This window comes from Plantactinospora sp. CNZ321 (genome assembly GCF_004217235.1).
Genome location: NZ_SHKQ01000001.1, coordinates 4133139 through 4148346 on the forward strand (window position 1 = coordinate 4133139; position 15208 = coordinate 4148346).

Sequence of the window (15208 nt, forward strand, 5' to 3'; positions counted from 1 at the left end):
GGCCGCAGGTCCCCTGTTGCCGGGCCGCATTCCCCGCTCCCGGATGACGGCGTTCGGGACCTTCGACCCTGGCGGCCGGAGCGTTCCCCGGATAGGAAGGAGGGGTGATTAGGGTCTTCCTGCTCGACGACCATGAGGTGGTCCGACGCGGCCTGGCCGGGCTGCTCCAGAGTGACGGCGACATCGAGGTGGTCGGAGAGTCCGGTTCCGCGCAGGAGGCAGCGCGGCGAATACCCGCACTCCGCCCGGACGTGGCGATCCTGGACGCGCGGCTGCCGGACGGCAACGGCATCGACGTGTGCCGGGACGTCCGGGCGGTCGACTCCGGCATCAAGGGGCTGATCCTGACCTCGTACGAGGACGACGAGGCGCTGTTCGCCGCGATCATGGCCGGCGCCGCCGGGTACGTCCTCAAGCAGATCCGCGGGACCGATCTGGTGGACGCGGTCCGCCGGGTGGCGGCCGGCCAGTCCCTGCTGGACCCGGCGGTCACCGCCCGGGTGCTGGACCGGATTCGCACCGGTGTCGAGCAGCCCCGGGAGTTCCAGTCGCTGACCGAGCAGGAGCGGCGGATCCTGGAGTACGTCGCGGAGGGGCTCACCAACCGGGAGATCGCCGGCAAGATGTTCCTGGCCGAGAAGACCGTGAAGAACTACGTCTCCAGCCTGCTGGCCAAGCTCGGTCTGGAACGGCGTACCCAGGCCGCGGTGCTGGCCACCCGCCTGCTCGGCGAGCGGCACTGACCCGCGGACACCGCCCGGCCCCGATCCCGACCGGCACCGGGCCGCTCGGGCCGGGGCTCAGTCGCGCAGCGGTACCCGCCACATGATCGTCGTGCCGGTCGGCTCGGTCCGGTCGATCCGGAAGCTGCCGCCGCACCGCTCCGCGCGCTCGCGAAGGTTGACCAGGCCGCCACGGGCCAGCGCCGGATCGGTGCCCACCCCGTCGTCGGCGACCTGTACGCACAGCTCACCGTCGCTCACGTCGACGGTGACCGTCACCCGACTCGCCCGGGCGTGCCGGACGGCATTCGAGAGGGCCTCGCCCAGCACGGCGAGCAGATCGGGACGGACCCGGTCGGGTACGGCGCTGTCCACCGGCCCGGTCATCTCCAGACCGGGACGGAATCCGAGCGCCTCGGCGGAGTTGGCGACCAGGTCCCGGATCTCGGTCCGCAGCGCCGCGCTCATCGGGGTGCGCAGTTCGAAGATCGCCCGCCGGATGTCCCGGATGGTGGAGTCGAGATCGTCGACGGTGGCGTTGAGCCGCTCCCGCACGTCCGGCCGGGCAGCCAGCGGCGCCACCGTCTGCAACTGGAGCCCCGTCGCGAACAGCCGCTGGATCACCACGTCGTGCAGGTCCCGGGCGATCCGCTCCCGGTCCTCCAGGACCACCAGCAGCTCCCGCTCCTCCTGGGCCCGGGCCCGCTCCAGCGCCAGCGCCGCCTGACCGGCGAACGTCGCCAGCAGGGTGCCCTCGGCGTCGGTGCCCACCTGCTCCCCGCCGGGGTAGCCGACGACCAGCACCCCGTGCAGCGCGTCGCCGACGATCAGCGGGGAGATCAGTCCCGGGCCGCTGGTGACCGCCACCGGCCACGGCGCCGCCTTCGCCAGGCTCTCCGCCACCGCCTGCCGCCGCCGGGTCACCGGCTCGACGAAGGCCGTGTCGTCGGCGGCCAGTACGGCGCCGACCAGGTCCTCGGCCGGCTGGGCGCCGTCGGCGACCTCGACCGTGAACTCCCCGGCGCCCTCGTCGTAGAGCAGCACCATGGCGGTGTCCGCCTCGGCGACCTCGCGGGCTCGGCGGGCGATCAGCCGCAGCGCGTCGGTACGGCGTACCTCGCCCAGCAGCACACCGGTGATCTCGGCGGCGGCGGCCAGCCAGCGCTCCCGTCGGTGCGCCATGGCGAAGAGCCGGGCGTTCTCGATGATCACCCCGGCGGCGGCGGCAAGCGCGACGACGATCTCCTCGTCGTCGTCGGTGAACTCCGCGGCACCCTGCTTCTCCGCCAGGTAGAGGTTGCCGAAGACCTGGTCCCGGATGCGGACCGGCACGCCGAGGAAGCTGTGCATCGGCGGGTGGTTCGGCGGGAAGCCGTACGACTGCGGGTGCTGGGTGATGTCCGGCATCCGCAGCGGGCGGGGGTCGGCGATGAGCAGACCGAGGACCCCCCGGCCGTGCGGCAGGTCGCCGATCCGGGCCTGGGTCTCGGCGTCGATGCCGTGCACGATGAAATTGGTCAACAACCGGTCGGGGCCGATGACGCCGAGGGCGGCGTACCGGGCGTCGGCCAGCCGGCACGCGGCCGCGACGATCCGGTCCAGGGTGCTGTGCAGGTCGAGGTCGGTGCTGATCCCGACCACGGCGGTCAGCAGTGCGCGCAGCCGTTCCCGGCTGGTGACGACCTCGCCGACCCGGTCCAGCATCTCCTGGAGCAACTCGTCGAGCCGGACCCGGGACAGCGGCGTGATGCCCAGCGACGGGGCTGGAAAGGCCGGCCCGGCAGGCGGCGTCGTCTCGGTCACCCGGCGATGGTATCCAACGGTCCGGGCCGGGCGGGGCACCAGCTGATCATGGGGGTCGACCCGGCCGCCGGATCGCGCCCGCTGATCATGGCGTCGACCGGCCCCGCACCGCACCCCGGTCGTCGCGCGCTGTCGACCCGCGACCGCACCGCCGCGGTCCGCCGGGTCCGCCGGGTCAGCCGGCGGACCGGAGGTACCGCAGGACGCGGTTGGGCTCCGCACCGACCGGGGCGAGCCGCAGTTTGGCGTCGACCACCGTCACCCCGGTCGGGCCGACCAGCACCGGGTTGAGATCGAGTTCGGCCACCTCCGGCAGGTCCTCGGCGAGCTGCCCGAGCCGGCAGAGCAGCTCCTCCAGCGCGGCGGTGTCGACCGGTGGGGCGCCCCGGTAACCGGTGAGCAGGGGTGCGGCGCGCAGGGACCGCCACATCCGGCCCGCGTCCAGGTCGGTCACCGGCGTCGGCCGCAGCGACCGGTCGCCCAGCAGGTCGGTGTGCACCCCGCCGAGCCCGACCATCACCAACGAGCCGAACTGCGGGTCGTGCACCACCCCGGCGACCAGCTCCAGTTGGCCGTGTGCCATCGGCTGCACCAGTACCGGCCCGGCCGTTCCGGTGGCCGCGGCCACCGCCGGGTACGCCGCCCGCACCTGGTCCGGGCCGCCCAGCCGCAGCGCCACCCCGCCGACGTCGCTCTTGTGCACCAGGTCCGGATCGGCGGCCTTCAACGCGACCGGGTAGCCGAAACCCTCGGCGGCGGTGACCGCCTCCGCGACGGTCGCCACCAGGCGCGCCGGTACCACCGGGATGCCGTAGCTGCCGAGGACCTCGGCGATCCGGTCGTACGGCTGCCAGCCGGGACCGGTGGCGAGTGCCGCGCGCACCAACTCCCGGCCCCGACCGGCGCCGGCGACCCTCGGCGGGACGGCGCCGGCCGGTTGCCGGAGCCAGTCGGCGTACCAGGCGGCGCCGCCGATCGCCCGGACGGCGCGTTCCGGCAGGTCGAAGACGGGGGTCCGGCGGCTACCCACGGTGGCCGGCGGATCGGCCAGGCCGAGTACGACGACGGCGGCGGTGAGTCCGGGCGCGTCGTCGAGGACCGGCGCGACCGCGTCCAGCATCGCCGGCACGTCGTTGGCCCGGGTCGCCGCGATCACCAGCAGCACCGAGTCGACCTCGCCGCTGGCCGCGACCACCCGGACCGCGTCGGCCAGCGCGGCCGGACTCGCGCCGGCCCCGAGGTCGAGCGGGTTGTCGTCGCCGGCCAGCGGGGTTAGTACCGTCCGCAGCCGCTCCCGCAGCGCCGGGCTGAGCGATCCGACCCGGAGCTTCGCCCCGTCGGCGGCATCGGCGGCCAGCACGTTGACCCCACCGGCATTGCCGATGACGGCGAGCCGGTCACCCGCCGGCAGCGGCTGGTCGGTGAGCAGCCGGGCGGTGTCCATCAGGTCGCCGAGGGTCTCCAGTCGGATCACCCCGGCCTGGGCGAAGAGCGCGTCGACGGTGCTGTCCGGGGCCGCCGCGGCGGCCGTGTGTGAGGCACCGGCCCGTACTCCGGCACGGGACCGGCCGCTCTTGACCGCCAGCACCGGCTTGCGCCGGGCGAGCCCACGGACCAGTCGGGCGAACCGGCGGGGGTTGCCGAACGACTCCAGGTAGAGGGCGACCGCCCTGGTCGCCGGGTCGTCGTGCCAGTACGCGATCAGGTCGTTGCCGCTCACGTCGGCCTTGTTGCCGAGCGAGACGAAGCTGGAGAGGCCGCAGCCGGCCCGCTCGGCGTGCTCCAGCAGCGCTATGCCGACCGCACCGGACTGCGAGGCGACCGCCAGCCCTCCGGCCGGCGGCAGTACGGGTGCGAAGGTGGCGGCGAGCCGGACCTGCGGGTTGCTGTTCAGCAGCCCGATGCAGTTCGGGCCGACCAGCCGGATCCCGTGGCTCCGGGCGACCTCCACCAGTTCCCGCTGGACCTGCCGGCCGGCGGCACCGCTCTCGCCGAGCCCGGAGGTCAGGACCACCGCGGCCCGCACCCCGGCGGCGGCCGCGTCCCGGATCGTGTCGACCACCGCCGATGCGGGTACCGCGACGACCGCCAGGTCCACCGGTTCGGGCAGCGCCGACAGGCTCGGGTACGCCGGCAGCCCGCAGATCTCCGTGGCCTGTGGGTGGACCGGGTGGACCGGGCCGGTGAAGCCGTACCGGATCAGGCTGCGCAGCGTCTCGTGTCCGATTCCGCCCGGGGTACGGCCGGCGCCGACCACCGCCACCGAGCGGGGTTCGAGCAGCGGTCGCAGCGAGGCGCGCGCCGCCACCCGGTCACGGGCGTCGGCCGCGCCGAGTTCCTCCTCGCTGACCTCGGTCGGCAGGTCGACGGCCAGCACCGCGTCGTCGGTCCGGGAACCGGCGCGTCCGGTCAGGTCCGCCGCGACCTGGAGCATCGCGGCGTTCGTCGGCAGGACGTCGCCGCGCAGTTCGGTCACGCCCGCCGCGCCGGCCACCGTCCGCAGGTGCTCCAGCAGCAGCGTGCCGATTCCCCGGTCACGCTGCCCGTCCGCGACGAAGACCGCGAACTCGGCGCCGGATCCGCCGCCACCGGCCTCGTAGGAGGCGACCCCGGCGAGCTGGCCGGCGGTCTCGGCGAGTACGGCGCCGTGCTCGGCGGGTGCCGGGGGCCGGCAGAGCCGGTCGACCTCTGCGGCGATGGCCCGCTCACCCGGCAGGGCGAAGAACCTCATCCGCAGGCTCTCCGGCGAGCTGCGCCGGTACAGCTCGGTCAGCCGGTCCCGGTCCTGCGGCATGACGGCACGGATCCGCACGATCCCACCGTCGATGGCGAGCGCGTCGACGCCGGGTATGGCCTGCACGAACACGGTTTGGTACCCCATTTCGAGTGGTCCGTTCTCGCCCAGCGAGCCGCTGGTCGTCCGCCTACCAGCACACCCCGGCGCGACCCCGACGGGACAGGGCCGGAGCGCCCGTCCCGGCGGGCCGCTCGGCCTTGTCCGGCAGGTCAGCCTTGTCCGGCAGGTCAGCCTTGTCCGGCAGGTCAGCCCCGGGCCGCCCAGTCGCCGAGGGACCAGTCCCGTACCTCCGGCATGTCCTCCAGGTGCTCGACCACGTACGCCTCGTGCCGGAGCAGCTGCCGCTCGCACCAGTCGCTCAGCTCCGCCGCGCCCCGAGGCAGCCGCCGGGCGTTGTTGATCGCGTCCAGCACGAGGTGGTAGCGGGAGGTCCGGTTCCGTACCGTCATGTCGAACGGCGTGGTGGTCGTGCCCTGCTCCACGAAGCCACGCACCCGGAACCGGTCGACGTCCGGCCGCCCGTGCACCAGCTGGTGGATGGCACCCGGATAGCCGTGGAAGGCGAAGACCACGTCCACGGTGTCGGTGAACAGCTCGGTGAAGAGGGTCGGGCTCATCCCGTGCGGGTGGTCCCGGGGCCGGACCAGCGTCATCAGGTCGACGACGTTGACCACCCGGACCCGCAGCCCGGGCAGGCGTTCCCGCAGGATCTGGGCGGCGGCGACGGTCTCCATGGTGACCACGTCGCCGGCACACGCGAGCACGATGTCCGGGTCGTCGCTGCCGTCGTCGGTGCCGGCCCACTCCCAGATCCCCGCCCCCTGGGCGCAGTGCGCGACCGCGTCCGGCATGGACAGCCACTGCAACTGCGGCTGCTTGTCGATGACGATCAGGTTGATGTACGAGCGGGACCGCAGGCAGTGGTCGGCGACCGAGAGCAGGCAGTTCGCGTCCGGCGGCAGGTAGACCCGGGCGATGTCCCCGCGTTGGGTGAGGACCACCTGGATCAGGCCCGGCCCCTGGTGCGAGAAGCCGTTGTGGTCGTTGCGCCATGCGGTCGAGGTGAGCAGGATGTTCAGGCTCGGTACCTTCGCCCGCCACGGCAGGTGCCCAGCCTCCTGGAGCCACTTTCCGTGCTGGACGGTCTGCGACGCGCTGACCATCGCGAACGCCTCGTAGGTGGCGAACATCCCGTGCCGACCGGTCAGCGTGTACCCCTCCAGCCAGCCGTGGCAGTTGTGCTCGGAGAGCACCTCCATCACCCGGCCGTCGCGGCCGATCGCCACGTCGTCGTCGGTGACCCGCTCCATGAAGGCCCGGTCGGACGCCTCGAAGACGGCGCCGAGCCGGTTGCTGTTCGTCTCGTCCGGACAGAACAGCCGGAACGTGTCGGTGTTGCGGCGGTAGACGTCCCGGAGCAGCTCACCGAGCCGGCGGGTCGACTCGACGCGCAGCTTCGCCGGTGCCGGGACGTCGACCGCGTAGTCGCGGAAGTCCGGCAGGTCCAGGTCGCGGGTGAGCAGCCCGCCGTTGGCGTGCGGTGAGGCGCTCATCCGCAGGTCACCCCGGGGCGGAAGGTCCCGCACGGCGGCGACGGTGGCGCCGGCGTCGTCGAAGAGCTCCTCCGGCCGGTACGACCGCAGCCAGCGCTCCAGGATCGCCAGGTGTTCGGGGTTGTCCCGTACCCCGGAAAGCGGCACCTGGTGGGACCGCCAACTGCCGGTGACCCTGACCCCGTCGACCTCCTCGGGACCGGTCCAGCCCTTCGGCGAGCGCAGGATGATCAACGGCCAGCGCGGCCGGCTGCCGTCCCAGCCGCCGCCGTCGCGGGCCGCCCGTTGGATCTCCCGGATCCGGCCCCAGGCGTCGGCGAGGGCGGCGGCGAAGCGGTGGTGCGAACCGGGCAGGTCCTCGGCGTCGACCTCGATCACCTGGTAGCCGTGCCCCTCGAACAGCACCCGGACCTCGGCCGGGTCCTTTCGGGCCAGCACGGTCGGGCCGGCGATCTTCGCCCCGTTCAGGTGCAGGACCGGCAGGACGGCACCGTCCCGGGCCGGGTTGACGAACGACACGCCCTTCCAGGAGCCCTCCAGCGGTCCGGTCTCCGCCTCGCCGTCCCCGACCACGGCGACGGCGAGCAGGTCGGGGTTGTCCATGACCGCGCCGAAGGCGTGCACGAGGACGTACCCGAGTTCGCCACCCTCGTGGATCGAGCCGGGTGTCGTCACCGAGACGTGGCTCGGGATCCCGCCGGGGCTGGAGAACTGCCGGAAGAGCCGGAGCAGACCGGCCTCGTCCTGGCCGACTCCGGGATAGACCTCGCTGTAGGTGCCCTCCAGGTAACCGGCGGCCACCAGCGCCGGCCCGCCGTGCCCCGGCCCGGCGAGGTAGATCGCCTGCTGCCCGGTGAGCCGGATCAGCCGGGAGACGTGGGCATAGATCAGGGACAGGCCGGGACTGGTCCCCCAGTGCCCGAGCAGTCGCGGCTTGATGTGTTCCGGGGTCAGCGGCTCACGCAGCAGCGGGTTGCCGCGCAGGTAGATCTGTCCGACCGTCAGGTAGTTGTTCGCCCGCCACCACGCGTCCAGCCGGGCGAGTTCGGTCTCGTCCGGCGCCGCGAGGGCGTGCAGGATCGCGGCGTCGTCCGCCGTCCCGATCCGGTCCTTCATCTCGGTTACCACGCTCAACCCTTCCCCCAGACGTACGTCGCCGGCGGCCCGGCCCGGCTGCGGATGGAGACCCGCTGTGGTGTCCCGGCCGCCTTCCTCACGGTATGGCCGTCCCGCCCACCGCGCAGCGGTCCGAGGTCCACCCGGCACGGGACCTTCGACCCGACCGCAGCGTCGGGTCCCGGCAGGAATCGTCAGGCCTGGGGTCGGACGTAGTGCCAGCTCTCCCGGACGGCCTCCACGCCGTCCGCGTCGACGACGTAGCCGCGCAGCAGCAGCCAGTCCCGGCCGTCGTCGATCTTCGGCGGTACGCGGGTCACCCGCAACCGAAGGTCACCGGTGACCGGGGGTTGGGCGGAGCCGGGGCGTTCCTCATGTTCGACTTCGCGGAGCATGGGGTTCACCCGAAGCCATCCACTGTGTACACCGAGGCCGCTACCGGTGCCGTCTACCTGGACAAGACCAACGAAGTAGCTGCTTACGAGGCGATCTGGGCCAGCGTGGAAGAGCTGGCGCTGGACGAGGACAATCACGGGACCTGATCGACTCCGTTGCGAAGGAGTACGAGTCATGACTGATCTTTCCGGCGCGCACTGGCGCAAGAGCAGCCGCAGTACTCCCGACGGCAACTGTGTGGAGGTTGCCGACAACCTTGCCGGGGTTGTGGCGGTCCGGGACAGCAAGGACCAGGATGGCCGGACCCTGGTCCTCGCGGCGGCGGCGTGGCGGGCGTTCGTCTCCGCCACGGGTCGGCCCGGCCGGTAACCGCGTCGCCGCCAGCCGGCCCACCGCCTAGCATCGCCGGGCATGGACGACCCGGATCACCGCCGCCATGTCGCCTTCCCGTTGACCCAGGACCGCTCGGCTCCGTCTGGTCGAGCCAAGCGCTCGCCAATCACCGGGGAGACCGCGATGGTATCTTGTCCAGATGGACAGGCCGAATGGACAACCAGCACGGCGACGGCTGCTGGACGCGGCGGCCGAACTGGTTGCCGAGCGCGGGTGGGGGCGGGTGACCACCCGGGCGGTCGCCGAGCGGGCCGGTCTGCCGCACGGGGCGGTGAGCTACCACTTCGCCGGCAAGCAGGTACTGCTCACGGAGGCGGTGCTGGACCTGGTCGACCGGGCGTTCCCGCTGGAGTCGGTACGGGCCGCCGGAGATCTCACCGGGTTGGTGTCGCTGATGCGGTCCTGGGCGAGCGACGCCGCACCGGCCACCTCCGACGCCCGGTCGAAGGCCGATCGGCCGGCCGGTGAGGATCTGGCCGACCGGGTAGGCAGTGCGGTCCTGATGGAGGCGATGCGTGAGGCCGGACGCGACGCCGCCGTGCGGAATCGCCTGATCGGTTTGCTGGGCGACTACCGGCAGGCCGTTGCCGACCTGGTTCGTGCCGAGCAGCGGACCGGCGTCGTCCGGCAGGTCGATCCGCTCGGGTTGGCGACGCTGCTGGCCGCCGCCGGTGATGGGCTACTGCTACACGCCATGCTGGACCCCCACGTCGAGCTTGCCGGTGCCGTCGAGGCACTCGACGTACTCCTGGCAGGCGAGCGCAGCCAACAGGGGGATGGCCGCGTCACGACTGGGTCGGAGGAGCGATGAGCGGTCGGGCCGAGGCCCGGATCGTGCTGGTCACCGGGGCGTCTTCCGGCATCGGCGCGGCGACGGCGGACGTGTTCGCCCGCGCGGGCTGGCGGGTGTTCGGCACCAGCCGCCGCGCCCGCCCGAGCCGGGACGGTATCGAGATGCTGCCGCTGGACGTGCGATCCGACGAGTCCGTCGACGACTGCGCCGCCCAGGTGATGGCCCGGGCGGGACGTATCGACGTGCTGGTCAACAACGCGGGGATCATGCACACCGGGATGGCGGAGGAAACCAGCCTGGACGAGGCTCGCGCGTTGTTCGAGACCAATCTGTTCGGAGTGGTGCGGATGACCAACGCGGTGCTGCCGCAGATGCGAGTCCGCCGGCACGGCCGCATCGTCAACGTGGGCTCGGCGGCCGCGTGGGTGGGTGAGCCCGGTGAGGCGTTCTACGCGGCGTCCAAACAATCCCTCGCCGGCTACACCGAGGCGCTGCGGCACGAGGTATGGCCGCTGGGGATCACGGTGTCGCTGGTCGAGCCCGGCGCCTTCGCGACCGACATCGTGGCCTCGGCGTCGACCAGCGCGGGACGGATCACCGACTACGACCCGGTACGCCGAGCGGCGGTGCGGACCCTCCAGGAGAGCCTGCGCCGCGGGGGCGACCCGCACAAGGTCGCAGAGCGGATCATGGAGGTGGCCGCTGCCCGTAGCCCTCGGCTGCGCTACCCGGTCGGACCAGCGGCGCGCTGGCTGCCGTTACTCAGGGTGCTGCTACCGCAGCGTCTATTCGACCACCTGCTCCGTCGCGGTTACGGGCTGCGCGAACAGGCGGCTCCGCGAGCCCGCTGACGATTCGACACCGCGCAACGGAAACGCCGGTCCGGCCGGCCTGGATCTCATGGATCGCTGGCCGCCGCACTCCCCGGGTACGGCGTCGTACAGACCGTCATCATGGTGGCGAAGCTCTTCACCGGTTGACCCCAGATTGCCCACCCCCAGGGGGGAGCCAACTCACCGATCGTGAAACATAATCGGCACGGGACTCATCCCCCCGGCCCGTTTCCCCGTACCTGATGTGGGTCGGACCGCCGTCCAGCGACGCGCGGCGGTACGGCTCCGCCCAAAGTGGCGTGATCGGGACGGGGCACAATAGGCGGCCGTGCTCGCGCGCGGCGGGCGGGCAGGCGGGGCGTGGTGGTGGGCGCCGAGGCGGAAGATCGAGGAGCAGATGGCCCGGACCAGACAGATTCAGCGTGCCAGCGTCCCCATGAGCTTCACCAGCCGGGGAAGCACACCCAAGCCGCAGGGCGCCGTCGTCATCCTCGTCGTCTCGACACTGGCGGCGCTCTGGGCGGCGGCGATGCTGAGCCCGATGGGTGGGCTGATCAACGCCTACATGTTCGTCTACATGACGTTCTTCGCCGGCCCGGCGACCCTGGTGGCGCTGAGTCTGACCGTGATGGTCGGGTTGGTGGCGACCGACCGGATCGTGCTGTTGATCCGGCACCGGGTACTGCTCCAGTCGGCGCACCGGTCACTCGGCATCATCTCGGTCTTCGCCCTGGTGTTGCACGTCCTGACGAAGATCACCGCCGGGCACGTCAGCCCCGACAAGGCGCTGCTGCCGTTCGTCAACGGCGCCAACTTCTACGTCGGGCTGGGCACCATCGCCGGGGCGATGATGGTGGCGGTGCTCTGGACCGGGCTGGTCCGGGCCCGGTTCGCCGGGGTCGGCAAGCCGTGGCTGTGGCGGACCCTGCACAGCATCTCGTACGCCGCCTGGCCGATCGCGCTGGTGCACGGGCTGCAGGCCGGTCGACCCGCGGCCACCTGGGTCACCCTCAGTTACCTACTCTGCGTGGCTATCGTGCTGGCACTGCTCGGCGTCCGGCTCTCGGTCACGCTCGGTCGTAAACGTGCCGAGCAGGGCCAGACCACCGGCGCGCTGTCCCCGGTGGGCCGGCCGGGCAAGCCGGGCCGGCCGGGGAAGCCGGCCAAGCCGGGTCCGGTCGGCCGAACCAGCTCGATGGCACCGGCCAAGCGTCGGACCGCCGACGAGATCCGGGCCAGCCGGGCCAACTCGCCGGGCCACGACACCGGCCGGAGCCGGCGCAGCCGGTGGGAGGACGACACGTTCGGCGGCCGCAGCGGCGGCGGCCGCAGCGGCCGGTGGGAGGACCCGGAGACCGCGAGCGGGCGGCGCGGTGCCTCCGGGAGCCGATCCGGGCGCGACGATCCGGACAGCTACCGCGGCCGGCTGGACGACACCCAGGGCGGCGGCCGGCGGCGCCGGGACAGCCTCTCCGACCTGCGCGGCGGCTCGGAAGCGGCGATCGACGCCTGGGCCCGGGCCGGCGAGCTGGACAGCACCCACGCACCCCGGGGCCGTTCCGACCGCTTCGCCGTACCCGAGGTGCCGCCGCCCGGCAGCATGTCGGCCGACAGGGAGCGTGATCTCGACGACGCCGAGCTGCCGTGGGACAGTCCCCGGCGCTGGGCTGCCGACGAGCCGGGAGAGCCGTGGGAGCGACGGCGGGGCGGCGAGGACGACGCGACGTACCGCCGGTCGCGGGCCGGGGACGACAGGTCGGCCGGCGTCGACGGCGACGGGGGCCGGTGGTCGCGGTCGGAGACCGACGGGTCGGGACGGCGGTCGTGGCGGGAACCCGACGACGAGCCGACATCGACCGGCGCCACCCGGGCCGGCCGGCGACGGCGGGCCGCCGACGAGGAGCCGATCGACCGCTCCGGACGACACAGCCGGGTTCGGGGCGGTGACGACGCCGAGGAGAGCACCGCCGAGTGGGGCCGGGCCGCCCGGTACGAGCCCAACCTCGTCGCCCGCGCGGACGACGAGGATGATGACGACGACAAGCCCGCCCTGATCGACCTTGCCGCCCGCCGGTCCCGCAGGTCCGACGAGCCGTCCGGCCGGTCCTCCCGGCGCCGGGACGACGAGCCGGACGAGGCGGCCGAGGAGGGCGCGTACTGGACCAGTCTGAAAGGTGAAGCGCGGTGAGTCTGACCGCCGTACCCCCGGTCGCCTGCTTCGGCGAGCCCCGGCTCACCGCCGGGTTCGACGAGTTCGGCCGCCTCGACCTGACCGCGCACGAGATGGTACACGGTGCCGTCAACCCGCTCTCCCCCAAGGGCCTGCTCCGACTGGTCGAGGGAATCGAGCTGAAGGGCAAGGGTGGCGCCGGCTTCCCGTTCGCCCGCAAGTTCCGCGCCGTGCTGGAGTCGGCGGACCGCCAGGACCTGCCGACCGTCGTGGTGGTGAACGCGACCGAGGGTGAACCCGGGGCCTGGAAGGACAAGGCGCTGCTCACCCGCGCCCCGCACCTGATCCTGGACGGGGCCGCGATCGCCGCCTACGCACTGGACGCGGAGGAGATCGTCATCGGTGTCGCCGACGACGGGATCGGCGAGGCGTCGCTGAGCGCCGCGCTGGCCGAGCGCCGGATGCCGGTACGCACCGGCATCGTCACCGTGCCGCACCGGTTCATCTCCGGCGAGGGCGGCGCCCTGGTGCGCGGGATCAACGGCGAGGCGCACATCCCGCCGGGAATCAAGATCCGGGCCAGCGACACCGGGGTCGGCGGCCTACCGACCCTGGTCTCCAACGCCGAGACGTACGCCCAGCTCGCCCTGGCCGCCCGGCTCGGCCCGTACGAGTACGGCACGGTCGGCACCGCCGACGAGCCCGGCACGGTGCTGCTGACCGTGACCGGGGCGGCGGGGCGGCCGGCGGTGGTGGAGTGCCCGACCGGCATTCCGCTACGGGACGTGTTGGAACTCTGCGAGACGCCGGAGGGTCCCGGCGTGCTCACCGGCGGCTACCACGGCAAGTGGATCAGCGCGGAGGGTGCGGCCAGCGCCGAGGTGTCCCGGGCGGGCTTCGCCAAGGTCGGCGGCGCGCTCGGCGCCGGCATCATCATGCCGTTGAGCGCCGAGGTGTGCCCGCTCGGCGAGGCCGCCCAGGTCGTCACCTACCTGGCCGGTGAGTCTGCCGGGCAGTGCGGCCCGTGCCGGCTCGGCCTGCCGGACCTGGCCCGGTCGCTGGACCTGATCGTCGGCGGCAGCGCCGCCGCCGAGGTGGTCCGGGCGGCGGCCGGTGCGGTGAAGGGTCGCGGCGCGTGCAGCCACCCCGACGGCACGGCGCGGTTCGCCACCTCGGCTCTGGAGATCTTCACCGAGGACCTGGAGGCACACGCCGCCCGGGGTACCTGCGGCAAGAAGGTCAAGGGGATCCTCGGACTGCCCAACGCCGCCGACGCTCCGACCTCCAAGCTGGTGGTCGACTGGTCCCGCTGCGACGGGCACGGGCTCTGCGCCGCCGTGGTGCCGGAGTTCATCCGGCTGGACTCCAACGGCTTCCCGTCGTTCCCGTCCACCCCGGTGCCGACCTGGCTGGAAGAGGGCGCCCGCAAGGCGGTGCGGATGTGCCCGGCGCTGGCCCTGCGGATGACCCCGGTCAACGGCTGACCCTTCACCGGCCCGGAGCCGTCCCTTCCGGACGACCTCGACACCCGGTCGCGTCCCGGACGGCGGCCTCGACGAGGATGGGCCCGTGGAAGACGATCTTCTCCTTGCCCGCCGGGCCGCGCTGACCGGCGCCGCCGTCGCCTCCCGGTACTTCGCCGACCTCGGCCGGCTCGCCCGGGAGCAGAAGCCGGACGGGAGCGTGGTGACCGAGGCCGACCGGACCGTCGAGGCCACCATCCGGGAGGTACTGGCCGGTGCGCGGCCTGACGACGCGATCCTGGGTGAGGAGGTCGGGCAGACCGGCCGGGCCGCTCGGCGCTGGATCATCGACCCGATCGACGGTACGGCCCAGTTCGTCGCCGGTGACGACCGCTGGCAGGTACTCGTCGCACTGGAGGAGGCCGGTCAGATCGTCGTCGGGGTCGCCGCCCTGCCGGCACAGCGGACGATCTGGTGGGCCCGGCGGGGCGGCGGCGCCTACCAGGCGGAGATCACCGGGGCCGGGGTGAGCGGGGAACGGGCGCTCCGCACCACCGGATCCGGTACGGACGCCCCGCTGCCCGGCAGCCGGCTCGGGGTGGTTCCGCCGGACGACCAGGTGCGCCCGGCCGAACTCCGGACGATCGCCGCGCTGCTGGCGGTCACCACGCCGACCTCGTGGCGTACCCATGCCGCACTGCTGGTGGCCCGGGGCGAGATGGACCTCGCGGTGCAGACCCGGGGGCAGCTCTGGGACTTCGCCGCCACCTCGCTGATCGTGACCGAGGCCGGCGGCCGGTACAGCGGACTCGACGGACGGCCCGGGCCCGCCGCCGGACCGTCGCTGTTCGCCCGCACCCCGGCGCTGCACGACGCCGCGCTGCGCCAGCTCGGCGTCGCCGGCCACCCGGAGTCGGCGACCGGCCTGACCTGATCGGCTCGGCTTGATCAGCTCAGCCCGGACGGCGCATAGGGTGGTTCGGGAGTCTATGTCTTCCTACCCCGTCGGCAGTGTCCGCACCGTCGTCCGGGTACGACTCGACCGGACCGGTGTCGTCGATCCGGGCTGGGGGGCGGTGACCGGCAACAGCCAGGGCGACGGAATCAGCGTCGCCGTCGCCGGGCCCAATGGCGGATTGGTAATCAGGGAACCTTTTTCAACCTGGACC

At 73.1% G+C, this 15208-nt stretch carries 12 protein-coding genes; 8 read left to right on the plus strand and 4 right to left on the minus strand.

From position 1 onward, the window contains the following. Positions 1-104: 104 nt before the first annotated feature. Positions 105-743 carry a response regulator gene (locus EV371_RS18160; protein ID WP_130463095.1) on the plus strand — a complete coding sequence of 213 codons (639 nt, stop codon included), beginning with the start codon at positions 105-107 and terminating at the stop codon, positions 741-743. Positions 744-800: 57 nt separating this feature from the next. Here the strand turns inward: EV371_RS18160 and EV371_RS18165 are convergent, their stop codons facing one another. The 4 genes from EV371_RS18165 to EV371_RS34380 all read right to left on the minus strand — a co-directional run bounded on the left by EV371_RS18165 (position 801) and on the right by EV371_RS34380 (position 8311). Further along, on the minus strand, positions 801-2471 hold the full coding sequence (locus EV371_RS18165; RefSeq protein WP_486484951.1) for a GAF domain-containing sensor histidine kinase: 1671 nt from the start codon (positions 2469-2471) through the stop codon (positions 801-803). A 229-nt stretch (positions 2472-2700) separates the two neighbouring features. Then, positions 2701-5406: a bifunctional GNAT family N-acetyltransferase/acetate--CoA ligase family protein gene (locus EV371_RS18170; protein ID WP_130463096.1), complete on the minus strand. Its 2706-nt coding sequence runs from the start codon at positions 5404-5406 to the stop codon at positions 2701-2703. Positions 5407-5567: 161 nt separating this feature from the next. Next, positions 5568-7991, minus strand: coding sequence for a phosphoketolase family protein (locus EV371_RS18175; RefSeq protein WP_130463097.1), 2424 nt, complete (start codon positions 7989-7991; stop codon positions 5568-5570). 194 nt (positions 7992-8185) lie between these two features. Beyond that, positions 8186-8311, minus strand: coding sequence for a hypothetical protein (locus EV371_RS34380; RefSeq protein ID WP_486484682.1), 126 nt, complete (start codon positions 8309-8311; stop codon positions 8186-8188). A 30-nt stretch (positions 8312-8341) separates the two neighbouring features. On the opposite strand from EV371_RS34380, the gene EV371_RS33440 reads away from it, so the two are divergent. The 7 genes from EV371_RS33440 to EV371_RS18205 all read left to right on the plus strand — a co-directional run bounded on the left by EV371_RS33440 (position 8342) and on the right by EV371_RS18205 (position 14973). Then, entirely contained in the window at positions 8342-8533 is a 192-nt protein-coding gene (locus tag EV371_RS33440) for a Scr1 family TA system antitoxin-like transcriptional regulator (RefSeq protein WP_486484683.1), read from the plus strand. Between the two features lie 28 nt (positions 8534-8561). Next, positions 8562-8756: a DUF397 domain-containing protein gene (locus EV371_RS18180; RefSeq protein ID WP_130463098.1), complete on the plus strand. Its 195-nt coding sequence runs from the start codon at positions 8562-8564 to the stop codon at positions 8754-8756. 163 nt (positions 8757-8919) lie between these two features. After that, positions 8920-9591 (plus strand): TetR/AcrR family transcriptional regulator, encoded by a 672-nt coding sequence (locus tag EV371_RS18185; RefSeq protein WP_130463099.1) that lies wholly within the window; start codon positions 8920-8922, stop codon positions 9589-9591. Continuing rightward, on the plus strand, positions 9588-10424 hold the full coding sequence (locus EV371_RS18190; RefSeq protein WP_130463100.1) for an SDR family NAD(P)-dependent oxidoreductase: 837 nt from the start codon (positions 9588-9590) through the stop codon (positions 10422-10424). The genes EV371_RS18185 and EV371_RS18190 overlap by 4 nt, the downstream gene beginning before the upstream one ends. A gap of 379 nt (positions 10425-10803) precedes the next feature. Beyond that, complete coding sequence (locus tag EV371_RS18195; RefSeq protein WP_130463101.1) at positions 10804-12594, plus strand: hypothetical protein; 1791 nt, start codon at positions 10804-10806, stop codon at positions 12592-12594. Further along, positions 12591-14060: a ferredoxin gene (locus EV371_RS18200; protein ID WP_130463102.1), complete on the plus strand. Its 1470-nt coding sequence runs from the start codon at positions 12591-12593 to the stop codon at positions 14058-14060. The genes EV371_RS18195 and EV371_RS18200 overlap by 4 nt, the downstream gene beginning before the upstream one ends. Positions 14061-14145: 85 nt before the next feature. Further along, entirely contained in the window at positions 14146-14973 is an 828-nt protein-coding gene (locus tag EV371_RS18205) for an inositol monophosphatase family protein (protein WP_130463103.1), read from the plus strand. The last annotated feature ends 235 nt before the right edge of the window (positions 14974-15208 follow it).

What these genes read in the sequence shown, in the direction of transcription:
- EV371_RS18170 (WP_130463096.1), bottom strand. Translation starts at nt 5,406, where the DNA reads ATGGGGTACCAAACCGTGTTCGTGCAGGCCATACCCGGCGTCGACGCG.
- EV371_RS18175 (WP_130463097.1), bottom strand. Translation starts at nt 7,991, where the DNA reads ATGAAGGACCGGATCGGGACGGCGGACGACGCCGCGATCCTGCACGCC.
- EV371_RS18180 (WP_130463098.1), top strand. Translation starts at nt 8,562, where the DNA reads ATGACTGATCTTTCCGGCGCGCACTGGCGCAAGAGCAGCCGCAGTACT.
- EV371_RS18185 (WP_130463099.1), top strand. Translation starts at nt 8,920, where the DNA reads ATGGACAGGCCGAATGGACAACCAGCACGGCGACGGCTGCTGGACGCG.
- EV371_RS18190 (WP_130463100.1), top strand. Translation starts at nt 9,588, where the DNA reads ATGAGCGGTCGGGCCGAGGCCCGGATCGTGCTGGTCACCGGGGCGTCT.
- EV371_RS18195 (WP_130463101.1), top strand. Translation starts at nt 10,804, where the DNA reads ATGGCCCGGACCAGACAGATTCAGCGTGCCAGCGTCCCCATGAGCTTC.